The sequence below is a fragment of the Pseudomonas sp. F3-2 genome (genome assembly GCF_038804275.1).
In the GTDB taxonomy this organism is placed as follows: domain Bacteria; phylum Pseudomonadota; class Gammaproteobacteria; order Pseudomonadales; family Pseudomonadaceae; genus Aquipseudomonas.
In genome coordinates this window covers 5,918,668-5,943,439 of sequence record NZ_CP152388.1, presented here as the reverse complement: position 1 = coordinate 5,943,439, position 24,772 = coordinate 5,918,668, and the positions used below count along the sequence as shown (strand labels likewise).

20 protein-coding genes are annotated in these 24,772 nt (G+C 59.5%); 9 read left to right on the top strand and 11 right to left on the bottom strand.

What is annotated here, in order from left to right:
- Nucleotides 1-79 precede the first annotated feature (79 nt).
- On the bottom strand, nucleotides 80-565 hold the full coding sequence (locus AAGQ88_RS26545) for an acyl-CoA thioesterase (protein WP_093466406.1): 486 nt from the start codon (nucleotides 563-565) through the stop codon (nucleotides 80-82).
- Between the two features lie 310 nt (nucleotides 566-875).
- Between AAGQ88_RS26545 and AAGQ88_RS26540 the strand changes: the two genes are divergently transcribed.
- Nucleotides 876-2,639, top strand: coding sequence for a cation:proton antiporter (locus tag AAGQ88_RS26540; RefSeq protein WP_342654051.1), 1,764 nt, complete (start codon nucleotides 876-878; stop codon nucleotides 2,637-2,639).
- A gap of 31 nt (nucleotides 2,640-2,670) precedes the next feature.
- Here AAGQ88_RS26540 and AAGQ88_RS26535 read toward each other — a convergent pair whose 3' ends face one another.
- From AAGQ88_RS26535 to uvrD, 3 genes are all read right to left on the bottom strand, one after another.
- Nucleotides 2,671-3,078, bottom strand: coding sequence for an SMI1/KNR4 family protein (locus tag AAGQ88_RS26535; RefSeq protein ID WP_093466402.1), 408 nt, complete (start codon nucleotides 3,076-3,078; stop codon nucleotides 2,671-2,673).
- A 130-nt stretch (nucleotides 3,079-3,208) separates the two neighbouring features.
- On the bottom strand, nucleotides 3,209-4,060 hold the full coding sequence (locus AAGQ88_RS26530; RefSeq protein ID WP_093466400.1) for a Tim44 domain-containing protein: 852 nt from the start codon (nucleotides 4,058-4,060) through the stop codon (nucleotides 3,209-3,211).
- A gap of 447 nt (nucleotides 4,061-4,507) precedes the next feature.
- Nucleotides 4,508-6,691, bottom strand: coding sequence for a DNA helicase II (gene uvrD / locus AAGQ88_RS26525; protein ID WP_342654050.1), 2,184 nt, complete (start codon nucleotides 6,689-6,691; stop codon nucleotides 4,508-4,510).
- 223 nt (nucleotides 6,692-6,914) lie between these two features.
- Here uvrD and AAGQ88_RS26520 point away from each other — a divergent pair, with 223 nt between their 5' ends.
- The 3 genes from AAGQ88_RS26520 (at nucleotide 6,915) to AAGQ88_RS26510 (ending at nucleotide 10,422) form a co-directional block, all read left to right on the top strand.
- The gene (locus AAGQ88_RS26520; protein WP_342654049.1) at nucleotides 6,915-8,954 is read left to right on the top strand and encodes an EAL domain-containing protein; all 2,040 of its coding nucleotides are present in this window, start codon (nucleotides 6,915-6,917) and stop codon (nucleotides 8,952-8,954) included.
- A 144-nt stretch (nucleotides 8,955-9,098) separates the two neighbouring features.
- Nucleotides 9,099-9,965 carry a transcriptional regulator HexR gene (gene hexR, locus AAGQ88_RS26515; RefSeq protein ID WP_074754821.1) on the top strand — a complete coding sequence of 289 codons (867 nt, stop codon included), beginning with the start codon at nucleotides 9,099-9,101 and terminating at the stop codon, nucleotides 9,963-9,965.
- Between the two features lie 226 nt (nucleotides 9,966-10,191).
- Entirely contained in the window at nucleotides 10,192-10,422 is a 231-nt protein-coding gene (locus tag AAGQ88_RS26510) for a hypothetical protein (protein WP_285422865.1), read from the top strand.
- Here AAGQ88_RS26510 and AAGQ88_RS26505 read toward each other — a convergent pair.
- Entirely contained in the window at nucleotides 10,376-11,326 is a 951-nt protein-coding gene (locus tag AAGQ88_RS26505) for a LysR family transcriptional regulator (RefSeq protein WP_342654048.1), read from the bottom strand. The genes AAGQ88_RS26510 and AAGQ88_RS26505 overlap by 47 nt on opposite strands.
- Nucleotides 11,327-11,522: 196 nt before the next feature.
- On the opposite strand from AAGQ88_RS26505, the gene AAGQ88_RS26500 reads away from it, so the two are divergent.
- The gene (locus AAGQ88_RS26500) at nucleotides 11,523-12,938 is read left to right on the top strand and encodes an acetyl-CoA carboxylase biotin carboxylase subunit (RefSeq protein ID WP_285422867.1); all 1,416 of its coding nucleotides are present in this window, start codon (nucleotides 11,523-11,525) and stop codon (nucleotides 12,936-12,938) included.
- A gap of 11 nt (nucleotides 12,939-12,949) precedes the next feature.
- Nucleotides 12,950-14,758, top strand: a complete 1,809-nt coding sequence (oadA, locus tag AAGQ88_RS26495; RefSeq protein WP_342654047.1) for a sodium-extruding oxaloacetate decarboxylase subunit alpha — start codon at nucleotides 12,950-12,952, stop codon at nucleotides 14,756-14,758.
- Nucleotides 14,759-14,871: 113 nt separating this feature from the next.
- On the opposite strand, the gene AAGQ88_RS26490 is transcribed toward oadA, so the two are convergent.
- The 4 genes from AAGQ88_RS26490 to AAGQ88_RS26475 all read right to left on the bottom strand — a co-directional run bounded on the left by AAGQ88_RS26490 (nucleotide 14,872) and on the right by AAGQ88_RS26475 (nucleotide 17,371).
- Entirely contained in the window at nucleotides 14,872-15,471 is a 600-nt protein-coding gene (locus tag AAGQ88_RS26490; protein WP_342654046.1) for a hypothetical protein, read from the bottom strand.
- Between the two features lie 129 nt (nucleotides 15,472-15,600).
- Nucleotides 15,601-16,272, bottom strand: coding sequence for a GNAT family protein (locus AAGQ88_RS26485; RefSeq protein WP_342654045.1), 672 nt, complete (start codon nucleotides 16,270-16,272; stop codon nucleotides 15,601-15,603).
- 18 nt (nucleotides 16,273-16,290) lie between these two features.
- The gene (locus tag AAGQ88_RS26480) at nucleotides 16,291-16,737 is read right to left on the bottom strand and encodes a GNAT family N-acetyltransferase (protein WP_342654044.1); all 447 of its coding nucleotides are present in this window, start codon (nucleotides 16,735-16,737) and stop codon (nucleotides 16,291-16,293) included.
- A complete protein-coding gene (locus AAGQ88_RS26475; RefSeq protein WP_342654043.1) occupies nucleotides 16,730-17,371 on the bottom strand; it encodes an FMN-binding negative transcriptional regulator in 642 nt (213 codons plus the stop codon). The genes AAGQ88_RS26480 and AAGQ88_RS26475 overlap by 8 nt, the downstream gene beginning before the upstream one ends.
- An 89-nt stretch (nucleotides 17,372-17,460) precedes the next feature.
- On the opposite strand from AAGQ88_RS26475, the gene AAGQ88_RS26470 reads away from it, so the two are divergent.
- Nucleotides 17,461-19,017 (top strand): PLP-dependent aminotransferase family protein, encoded by a 1,557-nt coding sequence (locus AAGQ88_RS26470; protein WP_342654042.1) that lies wholly within the window; start codon nucleotides 17,461-17,463, stop codon nucleotides 19,015-19,017.
- Nucleotides 19,018-19,127: 110 nt separating this feature from the next.
- Nucleotides 19,128-20,339, top strand: a complete 1,212-nt coding sequence (locus tag AAGQ88_RS26465; protein ID WP_342654041.1) for a YeeE/YedE family protein — start codon at nucleotides 19,128-19,130, stop codon at nucleotides 20,337-20,339.
- Nucleotides 20,340-20,459: 120 nt separating this feature from the next.
- On the opposite strand, the gene tkt is transcribed toward AAGQ88_RS26465, so the two are convergent.
- Complete coding sequence (gene tkt, locus AAGQ88_RS26460; protein WP_342655895.1) at nucleotides 20,460-22,460, bottom strand: transketolase; 2,001 nt, start codon at nucleotides 22,458-22,460, stop codon at nucleotides 20,460-20,462.
- 281 nt (nucleotides 22,461-22,741) lie between these two features.
- Between tkt and AAGQ88_RS26455 the strand changes: the two genes are divergently transcribed.
- Entirely contained in the window at nucleotides 22,742-23,620 is an 879-nt protein-coding gene (locus AAGQ88_RS26455) for a bestrophin family ion channel (protein ID WP_342654040.1), read from the top strand.
- A gap of 126 nt (nucleotides 23,621-23,746) precedes the next feature.
- On the opposite strand, the gene AAGQ88_RS26450 is transcribed toward AAGQ88_RS26455, so the two are convergent.
- Nucleotides 23,747-24,751 (bottom strand): asparaginase, encoded by a 1,005-nt coding sequence (locus AAGQ88_RS26450; RefSeq protein ID WP_342654039.1) that lies wholly within the window; start codon nucleotides 24,749-24,751, stop codon nucleotides 23,747-23,749.
- Nucleotides 24,752-24,772: the final 21 nt, after the last annotated feature.

Sequence of the window (24,772 nt, the reverse complement as noted above, 5' to 3'; positions counted from 1 at the left end):
TGCGGCCAAAAATCCGGCTCACGCGCTCGCTCGACGCCGCGTTTCTACAGTGAGCTCGCTCTGGACTTGAGTCTGACGATCAAACGCCGTCTTCTCTGATTTCGCGATAGCGCTTTTCCAGTTCCTGACGAATCTGACGACGCTGCTGCGCCTGGACGTAGCGACGTTTGTCTTCGCTGGTGGCGGGGGTCAGAGGCGGCACGCTGGCCGGTTTGCGTTGGTCGTCCACGGCAACCATCGTGAAGAAGCAGCTGTTGGTGTGACGAACAGAGCGCTCGCGGATGTTCTCGGTCACAACCTTGATGCCCACTTCCATGGACGTGTTGCCGGTGTAGTTCACCGAGGCCAGGAAGGTCACCAGTTCACCTACATGGATCGGCTCACGAAAAATCACCTGATCCACCGACAGGGTCACGACGTAGCGACCGGCGTATCGGCTCGCGCATGCGTACGCAACCTCATCCAGGTACTTCAAAAGCGTGCCGCCGTGCACGTTGCCAGAGAAGTTGGCCATGTCCGGGGTCATCAATACAGTCATCGACAGCTGGGCGTTTCCGGGTTCCATAGCGTGCTCACGGTCATTTGAGTCAATTTGGCACCTCGTGTGGGTGCTCGGATGCAGGTCGGGTTTAAAACCGACGATATCGGGACGCCGGCAGCGGGTTCGCCGTCACGCCACTCGCCTATCTGTTTCCATATATTGCACCGGCTTTATCCGCTTTTGTGCAGTGTTAACCTGCGAAAACCCTTGGATTGGGTAATTCCTGCGCTTCTTCCGGAAATTTCCGGCTTCGCTGATGATATTTCGTACAGCCATCGTCGATCTTTCATGCAGAAGCGCGCATTTTCGCTGTCGTCACAAGGAGCCCGCGCCCATGCATGCCATCAGTTTCATTCAGGATCTGGCAGTCATCATGCTGGTCGCTGGCGTGGTGACAGTCGTCTTTCATCGGCTCAAGCAGCCCGTTGTCCTCGGTTACATCGTCGCCGGCTTCATCATCGGGCCGCATACCCCGCCGTTCGGCCTGATTCATGATGAAGACACCATCAAGACCCTTGCCGAACTGGGTGTGATTTTCCTGATGTTCTGTCTCGGACTGGAGTTCAGTCTGCGCAAGCTGTTCAAGGTCGGTGCGACAGCCTTCATCGCCGCTTTCCTCGAGATCATGCTGATGATCTGGATCGGCTACGAAATCGGCCAGTTTTTCGCGTGGAATACCATGGACTCACTGTTTCTGGGTGCGATCCTCGCCATTTCCTCGACCACGATCATCGTCAAGGCACTCAATGATCTGAAGATGAAGAACCAGCGTTTCGCGCAGCTCATCTTCGGTGTGCTGATCGTCGAGGACATTCTCGGTATCGGCATCATTGCGTTGCTGTCAGGCATCGCGGTCAGCGGTACGGTCAGCTCGGGCGAGGTGTTCTCCACCGTCGGCAAGTTATCGCTGTTCATGATTGTGGCGCTGGTCATCGGCATTCTGGTGGTGCCGCGACTCTTGTCGTATGTGGCGAAATTCGAAAGCAACGAGATGCTATTGGTCACGGTGCTGGGACTGTGTTTCGGTTTCTGCCTGCTCGTGGTCAAGCTTGAATACAGCATGGTGCTCGGGGCGTTCCTGATCGGCGCCATCATGGCCGAATCCAGACAACTGGCAAAGATCGAGCATCTGGTCGAGCCGATTCGGGACATGTTCAGTGCAATCTTCTTCGTCGCCATCGGTTTGCTGATCGACCCGCAGATCCTGCTCGATTATGCCTGGCCGATCGCAGTCATCACGGTCGCGGTGGTGTTGGGCAAGATGCTGTCCTGCGGGCTAGGCGCATTTATCGCCGGTAACGACGGCAAAACCTCACTGCGCGTGGGGATGGGGCTGTCACAGATCGGCGAATTCTCGTTCATCATCGCCGCCCTGGGTATGACGCTCCAGGTCACCAGCGATTTCCTATATCCGGTGGCGGTTGCAGTATCGGCGATCACAACCTTGCTCACGCCTTATCTGATCCGGTCCGCTGATCCGCTTTCCCACAAACTGGGCAGTATCGTGCCGACGAGAGTCGCCCGGGTTTTCGGCATGTACGGAGAGTGGCTGCGCAGCATCCAGCCACAGGGCGAGGGCGCGCTGCTGGCTTCGATGATCCGCAAAATCCTGCTGCAAGTCGGCGTGAATTTGGCACTGGTCGTGGCGATATTCTTCTGCGGGGCATTTTTTGCCGAGCGCATCGGCGAGTATTTCAGTGAGTGGGTCACCGAAATCGGACAGCAGAAAGCCTGGATCTGGGGTGCGTCATTGCTGCTGTCGTTGCCGTTTTTGATTGCGGCTTATCGCAAGCTCAAGGCGCTGTCGATGCTGCTGGCGGAGATGGGCGTAAAGCCCGAGATGGCTGGACGGCACACTGCACGGGTCAGGCGCGTGATCGCGGAGGTCATTCCACTGGTGTCGTTGCTGGTGATCTTCCTGCTGATCGCACTGCTGTCGGCGAGCATGCTGCCCACCAGTGAATGGCTGCTGTTGATCGTCGCGGTGGCGGGGGTGGTGGCGGCCGTGTTGTGGCGCTGGTTCATCCGGGTGCACACGCGCATGCAGATCGCGCTGCTGGAAACACTGGGTAATCATCAGGAGCCTTCAGAGCGTTGAGCTCCGAAGGCTTGGCTGCTGCGGGACGGTTTCAGCTTTCGAGCCAGACGTCTCGCGCCCAGTGCCAGACCGATTCCCAGCTCTCTTCGGTGACGATTTCTTCCTCGCCCGACCACAGCACGACCGTGCCGTCTTCCTCGACGCAATAGTAATCTTCACCGTCCTGGCAGATCGGGATCAGCTCGCGCGGAACGCCGATGTCCCAGGCGTTCGCCGCCACATCCGGCAGATAGGTGTGCGATTGCGGGTCGGTGACGGTCACCGGCTCCAGGCTGCCGTACACCACGTCGCTGACGGTCAGGAGAAATTCTTTGAAGACAAAGGGGATGTTGATGAACAGCTGCTCTTCGATTTCGACGAGCTGATCTTCGTCCGGCAGTTCCAGCGGGACGGGAACTGGCTCATTGGCTTCACGGAGTTGTTCGATGACTTCTTCCACGACGTGGATCCTCTAACGATTTACGCGGGTTATACAGTAGCTCAAAGGCATCGCCAAATTAACCGCGGCCTCAGAAAAACAAAACCCCGAACAGTGTCGGGGTTCTGGATTAACCATGCCGCGAAGCGTTTCAGCCGTTCTGGCGGATACCGGCAACCAGCCAAGGCTGGTTCTCGCCCGGTGCGCGTTCCATGTTCCAGCTCTCGCTGAACACTTCGCCCTGGTCGAAGCGGGACGTTTTGGAGACACCCGAGAACGTCAGGGTCGCGATTGTCTTGTCAGCGCGATCATCCAGGCCGTCCAGCTGCACGGTCAGGTTGTCGATGTAGGTCGACTGGAAGCCGTCGCCCAGATCCGCACGTTCCTTTTTCAGGAACTGCAGCATTTGCGGGGTCACGAACTCGGCGATCTTGTCCATCTCGTTAGCATCCCAGTGCTGCTGCAGCGACTGGAAGTGCGTGCGAGCGGCTTCAAGGAAGCGTTCTTCGTTGAACCAGGCCGGCGCGTTGATCACAGGGCGAGCTGCCGCAGCAGGCGCAGCGCCACCGAAGATCGAAGTGTTCTGAGCCGGTTGCTCGAACGTTTCACGCTGGTAAGGCGCGCCAGCAGGTGCCATGTGCGGCTGTTGCTTGCGTCGACGTGCCGCAATGAAGCGGAAGATCACGAATGCGATGACCGCCATGATCAGGATGTCGAAGAATTGCATGCCCTGGAAACCACCGCCCATGAACATGGAGGCCAGCAGGCCACCGGCGGCGATACCGGCCAGTGGGCCCAGCCATTTGGAAGCACCGCCTGCAGCAGGCGCAGGACGACCGGCGGCATTAGGTGCGGCGGCAGGGGCAGAAGGAGCTGTCTGGCGCGCCTGGTGACTTGGCGCCGAGCCCATGCTCTTGCCACCACCGAAACGCGCGGCGTTGGCATCCAGGCTCATGGTGAGACCGATGACCAGCGCCAAAGCGATGCTTAGAAAACGTTGCATATTGGGAATTCCCGTTTGTGGATTGCACGCGCGCCATGTTGCACAGGACAAATGTGTCTGACCAGCAGCCATATGTTTCTGGCTTTTGCGTGGATCTCAACAGCGCCCGTACTACTTGGGTTGTGGGGCGATGGAGAAAGTTCTGTAGGAAAGATGGGGGCCCGATGTAGGAATGCAAGAGCGCGCGGGTAAGGCCATTGGTTCTCCACCATATGCAGCGGCCTCTTCCCGGCTAAAGCCGGTCCTACAGACGCTGCGAGCTCTCCCCTTCCTGCTGAATCCGGCCCTACCGACGCTGCAAGCTTTTCTTCCCGGCTGAAGCCGGTCCTACAGACGCGGCGAGCTTTTCGTAGGACCGGCTTTAGCCGGGAAGGCGTCGAGTTTTGCGACGTTGATCGACAGGGGCAGCCAGACAGTCTGCTCACACCTGCAACGTACCGGTCAGGATCAGACTGGTTCCAGCTTCGCGTAGCCCAGCATCAGCCATTTGCTGCCTTCGGCAAAATTCACCTGAACCCGGGCCTGTGCGCCTGAGCCCTCGAAATTGAGGATCACGCCCTCACCAAAGACCGCGTGCTGCACGCGCTGACCCAGCGAGAACTGGCTTTGCGGGATACCTTCACCGTCGAACAGGCGGCTTGGCGCCATCGTTTTGGAGCCACCGAAAGGACGCGTCACGCTGTTGGAGAGACGCACTTCCTGAATCAGATTCGGTGGGACCTCACGTACGAATCGTGAAACCTTGTTGTAGGTCTCGCTGCCGTACAGGCGCCGGGTTTCGGCGTAGGTCAGCACCAGATGCTGCATCGCACGCGTGATGCCCACGTAGGCCAGGCGTCGCTCCTCCTCAAGACGACCCGGCTCTTCCAGGCTCATCTTGTGCGGGAACAGGCCTTCTTCCATGCCCACGAGGAACACGTACGGGAACTCAAGGCCTTTGGCGCTGTGCAGCGTCATCAGTTGAATGCTGTCTTCGTGCTCGTCCGCCTGCGTGTCGCCCGCTTCAAGCGACGCGTGACCGAGGAATGCGGCCAATGGCGTCAGGTCTTCCTCTTCTTCGCTGTTCTCGAAGGCGCGGGCGGCGCTGACCAGTTCTTCAAGGTTTTCCACCCGTGCCTGGCCCTTCTCACCTTTTTCTTCCTGGTGATAGGTGATCAGCCCGGATTGCTCGATGACGGTCTGCGTCATCAAGTGCAGCGGCATCTCCATGACTTTGGCAGAAAGGTTTTCGATCAGCTCGATGAACGCGCCCAGCGCACTGGCGGCACGTCCGGTGAGACCTTTGTTCGCAACCAGCTGACGCATGGCTTCCCACATCGAGACATCGGCGTGGCGGGCATGCTCGCGGATTGCCTCGACGGTTTTCTCGCCGATGCCACGGGCAGGCACGTTGATGACACGCTCAAGCGCGGAATCGTTGCCGCGACCGTCGAGCAGGCGCAGGTAAGCCATGGCGTTCTTGATTTCGGCGCGTTCGAAGAATCGCTGACCGCCATAGATGCGGTACGGAATCCGCTCACGCAGCAATGCCTCTTCGAGTACCCGCGACTGGGCGTTCGACCGATAGAGAATCGCGATATCGCTGCGCGACAGGCCTGTCTTGATGGCGCTTTCGATGGTTTCGACCACGTAGCGCGCTTCATCGTGCTCGTTGAAGGCCGCGTACAGGCTGATCAGTTCGCCGTCGCCGACGTCGGTCCACAGCTCTTTGCCCAGACGGCCGCTGTTATTGACGATCAGGCCGTTGGCCGCTTTGAGAATGCTCGCCGTGGAGCGGTAGTTCTGCTCCAGACGGATGACCTCGGTGTCCGGGAAGTCATCGGAATACTGATGAATGTTCTCGATCTTGGCGCCGCGCCAGCCGTAAATCGACTGATCGTCATCGCCCACCACCATCAGGCTGTCGCCGCCCTTGGCCAGTAGACGCAGCCAGGCGTACTGCACGGCGTTGGTGTCCTGAAATTCGTCCACCAGCACGTGGCGGAAACGCCGCTGGTAGTGTTGCAGCAGGCCCGGATGGTCCCGCCACAAATCAAGCGCGCGCAGCAGCAGTTCGGAGAAATCGATAACGCCGGCGCGCTGGCAGGCCGCTTCATAGGCTTCGTAAATGCTGCGCATGGTTGCCAGGAACATGTCGCCACTGGCCTGAATGTGTTGCGGGCGAAGCCCTTCATCCTTCTGGCCGTTGATGAACCACTGCGCCTGACGCGCTGGCCAGCGCTGCTCATCCAGACCCAACTCGCGGATCACGCGTTTGACCAGACGCTGCTGATCATCGCTGTCGAGGATCTGGAAGCTCTGACTCAGTCCCGCTTCCTGCCAGTGCGCGCGCAACAGGCGATGCGCCAGACCGTGGAAGGTGCCGACCCACATTCCGGCCGGGTTGATACCCATCAGCTGCTCGATGCGGTGGCGCATCTCGGCAGCGGCCTTGTTGGTGAACGTCACCGACAGGATCGAGTGCGGCGAGGCATTTTCGACCTGGATAAGCCAGGCGATACGATGCACAAGCACGCGGGTTTTGCCGGAACCAGCGCCGGCCAGGACCAACTGACGACCCAGTGAGGCAGCTACGGCCTGACGTTGGGCATCGTTGAGAGAATTAAGCAGAAGGGAGAGATCATCGCGCATCGGCGCATTCTAGGGTGCCGGGGTGGAGTGGGCAAACTCTTACGCCGGTCGGTCGCAAAGTCAGGCCGTCACTCACACTGGAAGCGGTCTCAATCGCGGATTTGTCGCTCGATGAAAAGGCGCGATGCGACCGTCCATACAATTTATTTTTCTGACTGTTTGGTCTCTTTGGTGGCTTGTGTATGCTCCGCTGACGCTCAAGGCCCCAATTATAAGAACTGCCATGATCTCCAGCTCCGAAGCCCCGGCCGACTCTGTGGCGACACGACGTGTCATCCGCAGACAGTTTGCTACTCAGCTTGCAGTCGAGCGCACACGCCTTCTTTACCAAGGGTCGCTGCTGCCGACTCTTTTCATGTTCATTAATGGTCTGCTGTGCGCCTGGTTGCTCTGGAGCCCGGAACGCTACGTGCTGGTCAGCGTCTGGATGGGCTGGCTGTCGGCGCTGATCTGTCTGCGGGTGCTGCAGGTGGCGGCGTTTCGCGCGGCTTCGCCGGAGCGTCAGGCACATCCGGTCTGGAAGCGCATGTTTCTGGCCGGCGCCTGCGTCAGCGGGCTTACGTTGTCGAGCGCGGCGCTGGCGCTGGTGCCTGTGGAAAACTTCATTCAGCAAGCGTGGGTGTTCGGCCTGATCGGCGCCGCGACGCTGTCTGCCAGTGTGGCGTACGCCGTGAGCATCCCGGCGTTTCTGACCTTTGCCGTGCCTTGTCTGCTGCCTCCGATCATCTATCTGTTCTGGGGCGCAGAGGTACCGATGCGGGGCTGGGGCTGGCTGGGCCTTATCCTTCTGCTGGCGCTCATCGTCGTGGCCATTCAGGTGAACAGGCTGATTCAGCGCGGCCTCATCCGCCGTTTCCAAAACCTGGCGCTGATCGAGCACCTGCAACAGGCGCAAGCGAAAAGTGATGAGCTCAATCGCGAGCTGGCGCGACAGTACGAAGAGCGCACGCGATTTCTCACGCACTACGATGAACTCACCGGGTTGGCCAATCGCGCGCTGTTCAACGAGCGTCTGCGCGAGGCTAACCAGCGTGTGCGGCAGGGTGGTAAAAACCTGGCTCTGCTGCACATCAATCTTGATCGTTTCAAATTGCTCAACGACAGCCTGGGTCATGACATCGCCGATCAACTGCTGCGCCTGGTCGCTCGCCGCCTGAGCGCGGAATTGACCGGCGCCGACACCGTCGCCCGGCTGTCTGCCGATGAATTCGCGGTGATCCTCGACAGCCACGCAAACCTGACCACGCTGGCGAGGCTGACCACGCGACTGCTCAGCAAAATGCGCTCGCCGATCACGGTTTCCGGACATGATCTGGTGATCAGTGCGTCGATCGGGATCGCGCTGCTGCCTGACTCGGCACGTGACCTGGCGGCTTTAGTCAGTCAGGCGAACATGGCGATGCAATACGCCAAGCACCTGGGTGGCAACAATGTCCAGTTCTACACGGAAAGTCTTCAGGCGCGCACGCTTGAGCGTCTGCAACTGGAAATTCAGCTGCGTCGCGCGATCGAAGACGGCCAGCTCGAAGTGTTCTATCAGCCCAAGCTGGAACTGATCACTGGACGAATGAACTCGGCAGAGGCTCTGGTGCGCTGGCGCCATCCTGCTCGCGGCATGGTGCCGCCCGGAGAGTTCATCGGGTTGGCGGAAGAAACAGGACTGATCGCCGATATCGGCGAATTCGTGTTGCGTCAGGCTTGCCGCCAGGCGTGTGAGTGGGTGCGTGACGGAATTGCGCCGATCCGGGTGTCGGTCAATCTTTCCGTGCATCAGTTGCGGCAGGGCAAGCTCGTCAGCCTTGTGCGTCAGGTGCTGGACGAAACCGGGCTGCTGCCCGAATACCTGGAGCTTGAGCTGACCGAGAGTCAGTTGCTCGACAGCGTCGAGCACATCATCACGACCTTCCAACAGTTGCGTGAGCTGGGCGTAAAACTTGCGATCGACGATTTCGGCACGGGTTATTCATCGCTGAGTTACCTCAAGCGTTTCCCGGTCGATTACGTGAAGATCGATCAGTCATTCATTCGCGGCCTGGGCGAGGGCACGGAAGACGCGGCGATCACCCGGGCGATCATCGCGATGGCACATAGTCTGGAGCTCAAAGTAGTGGCCGAGGGCGTAGAGGACTGCACCCAGCTGGACTTCCTGAAGTCCCACGGCTGCGATGAAGTGCAGGGTTATCTGATCAGTCGTCCTGTCGAAGCGGACGCGATGGGCGAGGTGTTGCGTAATCGGGTGGGCGAGGCCTGGAGTCCCGTGTAAAAAGTCCTACACTGCAAGGCGCCCTGTCATTCAGGTGTGATCGGTTGCCAACGGCGAGCTCGTTTAGCTGTGCGGTTTGCAGGTCATGTAGTATAACTACAAAAAAGCTACAGCCCGGCCCATCCTTCTATTGAGTCCTGTCCTTTGAATCTGTTGCAGCACATCGCCCAGTCACGCCATCTCTTACGCAAGTCGGAGCTGAAAGTAGCAGACCATGTGCTGCTCGATCCGGCGGCCGTGATGCACAGCTCCATGGCCGATCTGGCCCACAGCGTCGGCATCAGTGAGCCCACCATCGTGCGGTTTTGCCGCGCCATCGGTTGCACCGGTTTTCAGGATCTGAAACTCAAGCTGGCCCAGAGCCTGGCCGCAGGCGCGAGCTTTGGTCAGTTCGCGATCCATGAAGATGACTCGGTTGCCGACTACAGCCTGAAGATTTTCGACACCACGCTGCACACGCTGATGGAAGTGCGTGAAAAGCTCGATCCCCATGCGTTGCAGGCTGCCGTCACGGTCATGGCGGCAGCGCACCGTGTGGAGTTCTATGGATTCGGCGCATCGGGCGCGGTCGCTGCCGACGCTCAGCACAAGTTTTTCCGATTGCTGCTGACGGCGGCTTCCTACTCTGATCCGCACATGCAGGCGATGTCCGCAGTGACGCTCAAACCGACTGATGTCGCCGTGTGTATCTCGCAGTCGGGTCGTTCGAAGGACCTGCTGATCACGGCCAATCTGGTGCGTGAGAGCGGCGCCAACCTGATCACGCTATGCCCGAGTCAGACACCGCTGGCCGAATTGTCGACAGTCAATCTGGCGATCGATGTGCATGAGGACACCGAGATCTACACCCCGTTGACCTCACGCATTGCCCACCTGGTGGTTATCGATGTACTGGCGATGGGCGTTGCGATGGCGCGCGGCCCGAGTCTGGTCAATCATCTCAAGAGCGTGAAGCGCAGCTTGCGCAGCCTGCGGTTGTCGCCGAAGTCGATCAAGTCCGCTGAGGATTGAGCGACCTGTTCTGCAACGATTCTGTGGGAACGAGCTTGCTCGCGAAGACGCAGAGGCGAGCGCCGAAGGCGTAAATTTCCAGGCATCTTCGCAAGCAATGTCGTTCCCACAAGCTATGGATGAATTGGCCGGTCTCCAGCGTTCACCAACTTGTCACCCGCGCGCCACCTGATCGTCACGGCTCAGGGCCACTCTGTACTCCCGCACACGCAATGGGAGACAGGATATGCCTCGGCACTACGATGACTCGCAGCAGCACAGCACCTCCAGCGCCAAGACCCGCCGTCAGCAGGAAGACCAACGCCGCATGGCGTTTCGGCGTGCGATCGAAACCTACTCCGAAGAACGCCGCTTGAATCAGGAGCTCTCTGACTACCTCGATGCCGCGTCGGCCAATTTCTGGCAGAGCGCTAGCGTTTCGGAAGGTGGCCATCAAAGCGCGCGACCAACTCGCTGATCTGCGCCCGCTCGGTGCGAATGAACGCAAGGAATGCGTGAGCCACCGGCGACAACCGCTTCTCTCTTGCCTGGACCACGCACCAGCTCCGATACAGAGGCAACTCGGCCACTGGCAACTCTTTGAGCATGCCCGTGGCCAGTTCCAGGCTCAGCGCATGCCGGGTCAGCAGCGCGATACCCAATCCCGCCACCACACACTCACGCTGCGCCTCGGCTGAGGATACCTCCAGCGAGTGCTCAAAGTGGATGCGCTTCTCCTTGAAATACTCTTCGCACGCCTTTCGCGTCCCCGAACCCGATTCGCGGATAACCAGCGTGTGACCTTCCAGGTTCTTTAACGAAGGGTTCTCCAGCTGTGCCAGCGGATGATCGGGTCTTGCGACTGCAACGATCGGGTTGTTCAGAAAAGGCAGGAATTCCAGATTCATGTCCTGCGGGACCATCGACATCACCACCAGATCATCCCGGTTATCGGACAGCCGACGGATCACCTGCGCTCGGTTGACGACTGTCAGATTGAGCATGACTTCGGGATACTGGCGCTTAAAAGCGGCGAACAGGTGGGGAACGAAGTATTTTGCACTGGACTCGATCGCCAGCTTCAATTGGCCCTGCAATGACCCCTGCATGTCTGAAAGCTGCATATCGAGGTTTTCCAGCCGGCCAAAAATGTCACGGCTTGCCAGCTGCAGCGCCTCGGCGGCCTCGGTCAGGTAGAGCTTTTTACCGACGTATTCGAAAAGCGGCTGGCCGATCAGTTCTTCCAGCTGCCGAATCTGCAAGCTGACAGCAGGCTGCGTCAGCGACATTTCCTCGGCGGCGCGGCTGTAGGAGCGTAAATCGCAGACTTCATTAAAGATCCGCAATTGACGCAACGTCATACGCATCAATGACTTACGCATGATTCACTCCCTCCTGCATCCTCTCGAACAGGAACTATAAGGTTTTACTTATGTTTAACCCAATTTTTACTCATTTTTATTAATTGCTGATTGGTCTTAGGGTGACTTCATCGCAGCGACGCAACACGCAGTAACGGTTTGTCGCCGCGAAGTGACCGGTTTCCGGTCCGTCTGCTCATCGGTCGAGGAAATGCCAGTGATAACAAAAATCCTGATCGCCAACCGCGGAGAAATTGCTGTCCGGATCGTGCGCGCTTGCGCCGAAATGGGCATCCGCTCGGTGGCGATCTATTCCGACGCGGACCGCCACGCGCTTCATGTAAAGCGCGCGGATGAGGCTTACGGCATCGGCGCTGAGCCGCTGGAGGGCTATCTCAACCCGCGCAAGCTGGTGAATCTGGCTGTCGAAACCGGCTGTGATGCGCTGCACCCGGGGTATGGTTTTCTTTCGGAAAACGCCGAACTGGCTGAGATCTGCGCCGAACGCGGGATCAAGTTCATCGGCCCTTCCGCTGAAGTGATCCGCCGCATGGGTGACAAGACCGAAGCGCGCCGCAGCATGATCAAGGCTGGCGTACCGGTCACACCCGGCACCGAAGGCAATGTGGCTGACGTCGCCGAAGCGTTGGTCGAAGGGGATCGCATCGGTTACCCGGTGATGCTCAAAGCCACTTCTGGCGGCGGTGGGCGCGGAATTCGGCGCTGCAACAGCCGCGATGAGCTCGAGCAGGCGTTTCCCAGGGTCATTTCCGAGGCAACCAAGGCGTTCGGCAAAGCGGAAGTCTTCCTCGAAAAATGCATCGTCAATCCCAAGCACATCGAGGCGCAGATTCTTGGCGACAGCTTCGGCAATGTCGTGCACCTGTTCGAGCGCGACTGCTCGATTCAGCGCCGCAACCAGAAGCTCATCGAAATCGCGCCAAGCCCGCAACTGACCCCGGAGCAGCGCGCTTATATCGGCGATCTGTCGGTGCGCGCAGCCAAGGCGGTGGGCTACGAGAACGCCGGCACCGTGGAGTTCCTGCTCGCCGAGGGCGAGGTGTACTTCATGGAGATGAACACCCGCGTGCAGGTTGAGCACACGATCACCGAAGAAATCACCGGGATCGACATCGTTCGCGAACAGATCCGTATCGCCTCGGGGCTTCCGCTGTCGGTCAAGCAGGAAGACATCATTCATCGCGGCTTCGCGTTGCAGTTCCGCATCAACGCTGAGGACCCCAAGAACAACTTCCTGCCCAGCTTCGGCAAGATTACCCGTTACTACGCGCCCGGCGGACCTGGCGTGCGGACCGACACGGCGATTTACACCGGCTACACGATTCCGCCGTTCTACGACTCGATGTGCCTGAAGCTGATCGTCTGGGCGTTGACCTGGGAGGAGGCGATGGACCGTGGCTTGCGTGCGCTGGATGACATGCGCCTGCAAGGCGTGAAGACCACCGCCGCCTATTACCAGGAAATCCTGCGTAACCCGGAATTTCGCAGCGGCCAGTTCAATACCAGCTTCGTCGAAAGCCACCCTGAACTGACCAATTATTCGATCAAGCGCAAACCCGAAGAGCTGGCCCTGGCCATCGCTGCCGCCATTGCCGCCCATGCAGGCCTGTGAGGAACACGTAAATGTCCAAGAAGATCTTCGTTACTGACACCATCCTGCGCGACGCCCACCAATCGCTGCTGGCCACCCGCATGCGCACCGAGGACATGCTGCCGATCTGCGAGAAGCTCGACAAAGTCGGCTACTGGTCGCTGGAGGTCTGGGGCGGCGCGACATTCGATGCCTGCGTACGTTTTCTGAAGGAAGACCCTTGGGAGCGCCTGCGTCAGCTGCGCGCCGCGCTGCCGAATACACGCCTGCAGATGCTGCTGCGGGGTCAGAACCTTTTGGGATATCGCCATTACAGCGACGATGTGGTGAAGGCGTTCGTCGCCAAGGCTGCGGTCAACGGCATCGATGTGTTCCGCATCTTCGACGCCATGAACGACGTGCGTAACCTGCGCGTTGCCATCGAGGCGGTGAAAGCGGCCGGCAAGCACGCTCAAGGCACCATCGCCTACACGACAAGCCCGGTGCATACCATCGAGGCCTTCGTTGCGCAGGCCCGGCAGATGGAAGCCATGGGCTGCGACTCCGTCGCGATCAAGGACATGGCCGGTCTACTGACCCCCTACGCCACAGGCGAGCTGGTCAAGGCGCTGAAAGCCGAGCAGTCGCTTCCGGTCTTCATTCACTCTCACGACACGGCCGGTCTGGCTGCGATGTGCCAGCTGAAGGCTGTAGAAAACGGCGCCGACCACATTGATACAGCGATCTCCAGCTTTGCGTGGGGCACCAGCCATCCAGGCACTGAGTCGATGGTCGCCGCTCTCAAGGGCAGCGAGTTCGACACGGGGCTGGACCTGGAACTGCTGCAGGAAATCGGTCTGTATTTCTACGCCGTGCGTAAGAAATATCATCAGTTCGAAAGCGAGTTCACCGCCGTCGACACGCGCGTGCAGGTCAATCAGGTGCCGGGCGGGATGATTTCCAACCTCGCCAACCAGCTAAAAGAACAGGGCGCACTCAACCGGATGGGCGAAGTGCTGGCTGAAATCCCGCGCGTGCGCAAAGACCTCGGCTATCCACCTCTGGTGACGCCGACGTCGCAGATCGTCGGCACCCAGGCGTTCTTCAACGTGCTTGCGGGCGAGCGTTACAAGACCATCACCAATGAAGTGAAGCTTTACCTCACTGGCGGCTACGGCAAGGCGCCGGGTCAGGTGGACGAGAAGCTGCGTCGTCAGGCCATCGGTAATGAAGAGCTGATCGACGTCCGTCCAGCGGACCTGCTGAAACCGGAAATGACCAAGTTGCGCGGCGAAATCGGCACGCTGGCAAAATCCGAGGAAGACGTGCTGACTTATGCCATGTTCCCGGACATTGGGCGCAAGTTCCTCGAAGAACGCGCTGCGGGCACCTTGGCGCCAGAACCGCTGTTGCCGATCCCTGAGCCTGGCACAGTTGCCAAGGCGGGCGGCGAGGGCGTGCCGACCGAGTTCGTGATTGACGTTCACGGCGAAAGCTATCGCGTCGACATCACTGGCGTTGGCGTGAAGGCCGAAGGCAAGCGTCATTTCTACCTTTCCATCGATGGCATGCCGGAAGAAGTGGTGTTCGAGCCGCTCAACGAATTTGTCGGCGGTGGCATAGGCAAGCGTGCCCAGGCAAGCAAGCCGGGCCATGTCAGCACCACCATGCCTGGCAACATCGTCGAGGTGCTGGTCAAGGAAGGCGACACCGTCAGAGCAGGTCAAGCGGTGTTGATCACCGAGGCAATGAAGATGGAAACCGAAGTGCAGGCGGCGGTTGCCGGCAAGGTCGTGGCGATCCATGTCGCGAAAGGCGATCGCGTGAATCCGGGCGAAATTCTGGTCGAGATCGAAGGCTGATTTCGATGCTCGAAAAATGAACAGCCTCCTGCGCCTTGACGCAGGAGGCTGAGGTTTACCTCTGGGGGAGCACTCGTGGCTCCCCTTTTTTTGCCTGTCGAACAGGCTGACTGTCAGCGCGGCTTGTAGTGCTTCTGAAACACGTGCAGCACTTCCTTGAACGACATCTTCCCCTTGCCGATCTCCACCATCTGGTCTTCAGGCAAGTAGCTGAATTTCACGTAGAGCATCTTGCCTTTGGCTTTGTCCGAATGACTCAGCCCATCAATGGCTTTCTTCAGGGCTTCGAGCTGCGCGGGAGCGCCAATGATGTTGGTCCAGTCCGGTGCGGGAATCAGGCTGCCGAGGAAGCCTGCGACAGCGGACAGCAGTTCGTTGGCCGGAAACACCCCAGAGAAGCGTTGATTGGGCGCGTACGGGCTGATGCCCATGTAGAGCTTGGGCAGGGTCTTGATCTGCGATTCCAGACCGCGTTGCGGGTGGGCGAGCAGGAACTCGACGACTTGCACGGCGGTACCGACGATGACCAGAGACTGGACGCCGGCTCCCGTCTCGGAAAAAAGGTAGTGATTATTCGAACCGGCGACTGCCTTTTTCAGCTGCCCCCGGTCGATGATGATGCTTCCATACTTGCCCGATTTCAGAACGGGTTCAGGAACGCGCCATGGATTTTCAGGCGCTGCGGTTGCACGGAATTGATTGAGATCTTGCATGGGACTCTTCCTTGAATGAGTAGGGACGTTCACTTCCTGTGAACATCCTTACAGTAGGCCCCGAAGCGTCTTCGCGTGGCCATCCCGCACGATTTTCGGAATTGTCCGACCTGCGTGCGAGAACGGAAGCTACGCAGATCGCAACTGCGCGAGCGTCTTGATCTGCTCGCCATCCTTGAAGTTATCCACATCCAGCCAAGCCTTGAAGGCCTTCCCTAATGCAGGCCACTCGCTGTCGATGATCGAAAACCACGCCGTATTGCGGTTTGCCCCTTTGACCACCATGTGCTGACGGAATGTGCCCTCGAAGGTAAACCCGAACCGTTGCGCAGCCTTCATCGAGCGGGCGTTGTCAGCGTTGCACTTCCATTCGAGCCGACGGTTGCCGAGCGCAAACGACTCCTTGGCCAGCAGATAAATCGCCTCGGTGCCCTTGGGTGTGCGTTGCATGGACGCGCCGAACGTCACGTGACCGATCTCGATACGGCCCTGGGTGGGGACAATCGACATCAGGCTCAGAAAACCATCGATGGTCCCGGTTTCCTGATCGATCACGGTGTAGAACCACGGATCGGTAGAGCTCTGCAGTCCGGACAGGTAATCACCAAACGCGGCGCGCTCGGCAAACGGGCCCACAGCCAGGTAATCCCACAATTTGGCGTCTGAGCCAGGGCCCTGCAGTGCTGCCCAGAGCCCGTCGCCATGGCGCGCAGCGTCGAGCTTTTCAAGACGAATGAAACGACCGTTCAGTGTTCGTGCGTCTGGCAAATTTGCCGATTGCCAGTGTTCAAGATTCGACATATTCAAGATTCCCGGGCCTTACAACGGTTTGCGAAACTGGATGAAACCTGGACGCTCGGCGATGCGCTCGTAGAGCTGGATGGCGGTGGCATTGCTCTCATGAGTCAGCCAGTGAACCTTGTCGGCGCCCGCTGTCTTCGCGGCCGCGTACACGTATTCGATCAGCTTGCGACCGACGCCAGTGCCACGCTGCTCCGGCACCACCAGCAGATCCTGCAGATAGCACGCGTTGTGGATGCTCCAGTTAGAGCGGTGATAAATGAAGTGAACCAGGCCGACCGCCTTGCCGTCCTGCCAGGCGAGCGCCGCGTTAGTCGGTTCGCTGTTGTCCAGAAACCGCTGCCAGGTGCTTTGCGTCACGGCATCGGCCAATTCGGTTTTGTAGAACGTCAGGTACGCCTCCCACAGCGGCAGCCAGGCGTGTTTATCGGCGGCCGTCACCGGGCGGATGTGTAAATCAGACACTGGATTCTCCTTGGCTCATCAATCGAGCGATTTCCCGATCATTGGGGTCTTGGCTGCCGGCCAGCCCTTGGCTTACGCCGGCGATGTCTTCAGGGCTGCGGTTTTGGTTGAGTTTGCGCTTGCCCTCGAGCCGCTCGATGGGAATGGCAAAGCCAACGATGCCGTTGAGCATTTTCTGGATGTAATCGGCAGGGGCGTCGCTGACCGCCCAAGGCTCGGACCGCACCGCTTCATGCTTATCCGTCAGGCCGGACACGATCCGCAACAGGCGCTCGGGGTCAGAAAAAACCTCTGGCCGACCATACGCATGGATCGCCACGTAATTCCAGGTAGGCACCACTTTGCCGTGCTCGGCTTTGGCGGCGTAAAAGGACGGGCTGATGTAGGCGTCCGGCCCCTGAAAAATCAGCATCGCTTCGGCACCTGAAGCGAGGGCTTTCCACTGCGGGTTCGCTTTGGCGAGATGGCCGGACACCGTGCCGTTGGGTCCTTCATCCGCATCCAGCAACACCGGGATATGGCTGGCCTGCAGCCCGGTTTCGTCGAACGTGACCAAGGTTGCCAGGCGCGCGTTGTCGATCTGCCGATGGAGGCTGGCGAGATCCTCGTCTTTAAAATAGTTGGGCGTGTACATGATATTTCCCTTGGCGACTGACCCAATCGTAGGCAGCCTATTGGTTCGATGTAAGAGCCATTAATGGTCGATTTCATAGAGCCAATGACATGCCTGATGTGACGCCGTCTCTCACGTTCGACTTTGCTGGCATTGAGCTGGACCGGCGCCATGGACTTAGCCGTCAGCTCTATCTGGCGCTGCGCCAGCGCATTCTCGATGGTCGCTTGGGCAGCGGCACGCGGCTGCCAGCTAGCCGTGACCTCGCCGCGTCCTTGTCAATTTCGCGCAACAGCGTGATGCGCGCTTACGATCAACTGTACGCCGAGGGTTTCATCCAGGGGCGCATCGGTGATGGGACGTATGTCGCCCTTCTGCAAAAATCGGCAGCGATCGGGTCGTCGTCGCTAAAACTATCCACAAAACTGTCCACAGGGTTATCACCAAGCTTATCAACAGGGTTATCCACAAAATCCGCAGAAATGGCTGGTGATTTATCCAGTGAAGTTATCCACAGTGCCGCCATGGAGCGGTTGAAAACTCATCATCTGACCGTCCCTAAAACCGGCCTTCCTTGCGCGTTCCGAGTCGGATTGCCTGCATTCGACCTGTTTCCGTTTGACGTTTGGGGCAAGCTGCACGCGGCTTTCTGGCGCAAACCCGGGCTGAATCACCTGGGTTACGGAGACCCGGCGGGTGAGTGGCGGCTTCGCGAATTGGTCGCTGTTTATTTAAGAACATCTCGTGACTTGCAGTGCACCCCTGAACAAATTGTGATCACCAGTGGTGCGCAGCAGGCAATTACCCTTTGTGCACAGTTGCTGTTGAACAACGGCGATGCCGTTGCGATCGAGAATCCGGGTTACCGGGCCGCCGGCCATGCATTCGCCATGGCGGGTGCAACGTTGCGTGGCATGCCGGTGGATGTCGACGGCATGCGAAGTCCCGATGTCGACGACCGCAGTTGCAGACTCGCCTACGTCACGCCGTCCCATCAGTATCCGCTGGGTGTGACCATGAGCCTGGCGCGGCGGCTGGAATTACTGGCGTGGGCTGAGCGCACACAGGGCTGGATCGTCGAAGACGACTATGACGGTGAATACCGCTATAGCGGTGCGCCTCTGACGCCGCTGGCCGCGCTGGATCGCAACGGTCGAGTGCTCTATGTCGGCACGTTCGGCAAAGTGGCCTTTCCGGCATTGCGTCTTGGGTATCTGGTGCTGCCGCGAAATCTGGTCAAGCCTTTCAGCCAGCGGCGCGCCGTGGACATGCGCCACTCTGAGGTCGGCACGCAGATGGTCATGGCCGAATTCATCGCTGCCGGCCACTTCCAGCGGCACATCCGCCGCATGCGTCGCGCTGCCCTGAATCGTCGTGATGCATTGCTGGCTGGATGGCCGCAGGACTTGCCTGGCTGCGGCCCGATGCCCAAGCCGTCGGCGGGCCTGCATGTGTCCGTGAAGGTCGACAGCATCGAGCGCGAGAGGGCACTGATCGCCAAGGCCCAGGGCGTGGGGGTCGAGGTGTCGGCGTTGAGCGGCTATTGGTTGCCCGATTCAGAAACGCCTGTGGATAACCGCGCAGGATTAGTGCTGGGATTTGCGGCGGTGCCCGAGGCGGATATCGCTTCGGCGCTGGAAAGGCTTCGCAATGTCTGGCGAGATTGAGGCCCAATTGTGCTTGGCGCATTGGCTGACCCGCGATTGGCATATCGCTTAAACCCCCGCATTGACGGGCGTATACTCGCGCCCATTGCAACCTTCCTTGAGATACGTCCATGAGTCTTCCTCTTTCTGCGACGCCGGAACGCAAGTTCGGCACGCCGTTGATTGCTTTCATTTTGCTCGTCGCGGGTGCGCTGTTCCTTCAGTCCGCCGTGGGTGGCAAGCAGGTCCTGTTGCTGATCGTCGGTGCGGCACTGGGCCTGACCCTGTACCACGCGGCATTCGGTTTCACCTCGGCGTGGCGGGTGTTCATCAACGAGCGGCGGGGCGCCGGTCTGCGGGCGCAGATGGTCATGCTCGCCATCGCTGTCGTGCTGTTCTTCCCGGCCTTGGGCGCGGGCACGTTATTCGGCAACCCGGTCACCGGACTGGTCGCGCCGGCCGGCGTGTCAGTGGTATTCGGTGCGTTCATTTTCGGCATCGGCATGCAGATGGGCGGTGGCTGCGCGTCAGGCACGTTATTTACAGTGGGCGGCGGCAACGCCCGAATGCTGGTGACCTTGCTGTTCTTCATCATCGGCTCGGTCATCGCCACTCACCACGCTGACTGGTGGTTTTCGCTGCCGTCCTTTCCGGCGACTTCCATCGTCAAAACCTTCGGCGTGTTTCCTGCGCTGATCATGAGCCTGGTGCTGTTCGCGATGATCGCCTTGATCACCGTGAACCTTGAAAAGCAACGCCATGGCGAACTAGAGGCTGCCGTCACCAGTGAGCACGTCGGATTGCGCCGTTTCCTGCGCGGGCCTTGGCCGCTGGTATGGGGCGCGATTGCGCTGGCGTTGCTGAACTACGCCACCCTGGCACTGGCAGGGCGTCCGTGGGGCATCACGTCAGCCTTTGCCCTGTGGGGCGCGAAGGTCGCGAGCGCGATGGGTGTGGACGTCGGCAGCTGGGTGTTCTGGCAGATGCCGGCAAACGCCAAGGCTCTGGCCGCCCCTGTGTGGGAGGACATCACCACGGTCATGGATATCGGCATTATGTTGGGTGCGGCAGTGGCCGCAGGTCTTGCAGGACGTTTCTCGCCAAACCTGAAAATTCCGACCCGTTCATTGATCGCGGCGGTATTGGGCGGGTTGCTGCTCGGTTATGGCTCGCGTCTGGCGTACGGCTGCAACATTGGCGCGTACTTCAGTGGTATCGCATCCGGCAGCCTGCATGGCTGGCTGTGGCTGATCGCGGCATTTGCGGGCAACGCAGTGGGCGTGCGCATTCGCCCGTTCTTCTTTGAAGGCGAGCGTCGTCCGGTTGCGCTGACGGGCTGCTGATCTCAGTTCAAGGCGCCGACTGCAGGTGCGCACTTGCCCGCGATGGCGGTGTGTCGATGACGGGTTTACTGCCTGACACACCGCAAACGCGGGCGGGCGCGCCTCCGCAAAGGAGTCGCGTTAACCCTTCAACTGATCTTTCGCTACTTTTGCAATGTTCTCGGCTGTAAACCCGAATTTCGCTTGCAGCTTGTCGATCGGGGCGGAAGCGCCGAAGGTGTTCATGACAATCTTCGCGCCGCTCTGGCCCACGTAACGATCCCAGCCCACAGGCCCAGCCTGTTCCACCACCACGCGTGCGGTAACGCTCGGCGGGAAGACGCTGTCGCGGTAGGACTTGTCCTGATCTTCGAACAATTCCCAGCTCGGCATCGACACGACGCGGGCGGCAATCCCTTCGGCCTTGAGCTTCTCGAACGCCTCGACAGTCATGCCAACCTCGCTGCCAGTGGCGATCAAAATCACCTCCACCTTGTCCTTCACGGCATCGGCCAATACATAAGCGCCTTTTGCGACGTTCTCAGCGCTGGCATATTTCGACCGATCAAGCGTTGGCATCGGCTGGCGCGACAGGATCAGGCTGCAAGGGCGGTGTGTCTGCGCCAGCGCGACTTTCCACGCTTCGGCGGTCTCATTGGCGTCACCCGGACGCAGCGTCACCAGACCCGGCGTGGAACGCAGTTGCGTAAGGTGCTCGATAGGCTGGTGAGTGGGACCGTCCTCTCCAACGCCGATTGAGTCGTGGGTAAACACGAAGACCACCGGCAGTTCCATGATCGAAGCCAGGCGGATCGGCGGCTTCATGTAATCGCTGAACACCAGGAAGGTTGAGGTGTAGGGGCGGATGTAGGAGAGCGCCAGACCGTTCGCAATCGAACCCATGGCATGCTCGCGCACACCGAAGTGCAAGTTGCGGCCGCCATAGCTGCCTGCTTCGAAGCTGCCCGCACCTTCAAAGGTGAGATTGGTTTTGGTGGATGGAGAAAGGTCCGCCGATCCCCCGATCAGCCACGGAATCTGCTGGGCGAAACCGTTGAGAACTTTGCCGCCGGACGCACGTGTGGCCTGGCCTTTTGCATCCGCCTCAAAGCTGACCGCCGTGTTACGCCATCCCTCCGGCATCTCCCCGGCACGCATCCGCTGCAGTTCATCGGCCAGGGCCGGATCATCTTTCTCGAAGCGGGCGAAGGTATCCTGCCAGGCCTTGAAGTCGCCGCCGTTGCGCTCCAGCAGTGCGTCGCGCAACACGTGACGGGCTTCTTCAGGAACCAGAAAACTGCTGTTTTCATCCCAGCCGTAGGTTTTCTTGGTCAGCTTGATTTCGTCCTCGCCCAACGGTTCGCCATGGGCGGCAGCCGTGTTGTGCTTGTTCGGCGAACCATAGCCGATGACGCTGTCGACCACGATCAGCGTGGGTGCATCGTCGGTGCGCTGGAATGTCCTGATGGCCTCGGCCAGCGCAGCGGCATCGTTGGCGTCCTTCACGTGAAGGGTTTTCCAGCCGTAACCTTCGAAGCGTTTCTGCGCATCGTCGCTGTAGGCCAGTTCGGTGTGACCTTCGATGCTGATGGTGTTGTTGTCGTAGATCCAGCAAAGGTTGGAGAGCTTCAAATGCCCCGCGATCGAAGCCGCTTCTGCGGTTACGCCTTCCATCATGTCGCCGTCCCCGCACAGGACGTAAACGTTGTAATCGAACAGCGTAGCGCCCGGTTTGTTGAAGCGTTCGCCCAGCCAGCGCTCGGCCATGGCCATGCCCACGCTGTTGGCGCAGCCCTGACCCAGCGGACCGGTGGTGGTCTCGACGCCGGTGGTCATGCGGTATTCAGGGTGGCCAGGCGTTTTGGAATCCAGTTGGCGGAACAGCTTGATGTCTTCGAGACTGACCGCAGGTTTGCCGGACGGTGTGCCGTGGGCATCGATCTCCACCACTCCGGCCAAGTGCAGCAAGGAATAAAGCAGCATCGAGGCATGCCCGACAGACAGTACAAAGCGATCGCGGTTTGGCCAGTCAGGATGTTCCGGGTGATAACGCAGGAAATCTTTCCACAGCGTGTAGCCTACTGGCGCCAAGGCCATCGGAGTGCCGGGGTGACCGGAGTTGGCCTTCTGCACAGCGTCCATCGCCAGGGTGCGAATCGTGTTGATGGTCAATTGGTCGCGTTCGGTGTGCGCTGTAGCAGGTCGTTCGGTGGAGTGAGAGGTGGCAGACGAGCTCATTAACTTTCTCCTCGTGACGTATGGCTTGAACATCCAGATAGGTGTTGAGCCCGATGAGGCGAGGTTCGTTCCATGAATAATCTGTCAGCTGGACAGCGAACCAACCAGTCCATTTTGTTCTCGAATCCTTGGGGTTTGTGCATGTTGCCGTCCCGCAATTCAGAACCGGTATCGGGGGGTGGCTTTTGCAGGAAACGATCATCAGGAAGTATCGAGCCATGATCAGGACTTTCACCTACATCGGTTGGTCACTGTTCTGGCTTCTGATCTGGGACGTCATCGTCACCGTTGATTTCATGCTGTACCTGGAACGCAAGATAACCTTGCCCTCCATGCCTTTGACCCTGCTGGGTTCGGCACTTGTAGTACTGACGAGTTTTCGCAACAGCAGCGCATACAACCGGTGGTGGGAGGCGCGTACGCTTTGGGGCGCGTTGGTGAATAATTCCCGCAGCTTCGCCCGCCAGGTGCTGACGCTGATCGACGATGAGGATGAACTCAATCCGGTCAAAGCCGTACTGCTGCGCAGACATGTGGCTTACGTGGAATGCTTGTCTGCGCATCTGAAAGGGAGCGAATGCGGTGAAGACATCACGGCCATGATCCCGCGCGAAGAGTATGAGCGGCGCAAGCGTACCAACAACTTTCCCAACGCGATCCTCAATGAGTCCGCTGCCATCATCGCTGCCGAATACAAGGCCGGCCGGCTGGATAGCATTCGCCTGGAGCGGCTTGAAGCGACGCTCGTGGAAGTCTCCAACTGCCAGGGTGGCATGGAACGTATCGCGAATACACCGCTGCCTTACCCGTACGTGACCTTTCCGCGATTGTTCATCACGTTGTTCTGCATCATCGTGCCCATCGGCCTGGTTGAGACCTTGGGCTGGTTCACGCCTTTGGCATCGACAGTCGTAGGATTCATGCTGCTGGCCATCGAGAAAATCGGCACGGATCTGCAAAGCCCGTTCAAGGCTTCCGAGCATGAGATCCAGATGAAAGCGCTGTGTGAAAACATCTCCGGCAACCTCAACTCCATGCTGCAGGACGCCATGGAAAAGCGATAAGCCGGGATTGCGCGAGGACCGTTCAGATCTGCAGGCGCTGGCCTGCGGATCTGGACGCAGATAAGTCAGCAGCCCGTGCGGACAGATACGCGATCGGTACTGCGTTGGTTTTGAACGCTGACGCCGTTAGCGCAGTTCACCACAGACATCCAGCTCTACCAGCCGGCGGATTTCGTCTTTGGCCAATCCCGCGCCGAGCAGCGCGTGCAGTTTGCCGAACGCGGCTTCGCGCGTCATGCCGCCGCCGGACAACACGCCCGCTCCGCGCAGACGACTGCCGGCTTCGTAGATGTCCAGCTCAACGCCACCTTCGTGACACTGGGTAATCGCGACCACCACGATGCCTTGACGATGCGCCCGTTGCAGGCTTTCGAGGAAGGCCGGATTGTCGCTTGGCCCTGTGCCGCTGCCGAAGCATTCCAGGACCAGACCCTCGATACCGCTGTCGATCAGCGCGTCCAGCTGAGCGGCACTCATGCCGGGAAACAGCGGCAGCACCGCGACGTTTGCCAGTGTTTTCGGCTGCCGGTAGTCCAGCGCTTCGGGCAGCGCGGACACTGCCTCACCGCCCCGGGTGCGATTCAGTGCCGCGAAGGGATTGCGCCCAAAGCTGCGAATTTTCGCGCAGCGCGTGGGCTCAAGCACTTCGCCATGAAAGTACAGGTGCACCCCCGACGTCAGGCCTTTACCCAATGCTTGCAGCGCACCGTTGACGTTCTCCCACGCATCGCTGTCAGCAACGCCGGCAGGCAACATGGACCCGGTGAACACCACTGGCGCCGTCAGGCCCAACAGCTGAAAGCTCATGGCGGCCGCACTGTAGGCCAGCGTATCGGTGCCGTGCAGGATGAGCACGGCATCGCAGCCCTGAGCGTCGACCGCATCGACGACCGCTTCGCGCAGGCGCTGCCAGTAGGCAGGCGTCATGTTGGCGCTGTCGATCAGGGGCGACATTTCGCGAAACGTCCACTTCGGCACCGTAAGCCCAGGCAACGCCGCGAGCTGTCCGGCCAGGCGGGACTCGAAGCCGGAGGCCGGCGCCAGGCCATTTTCGCTGGCCTGCATGCCGATCGTCCCGCCGGTGTAGAGCACCATGACCTGCCGGGCCGCCGTGTGATTTTCGCGATTCATGCCTGTCTCCCTGGACTGACT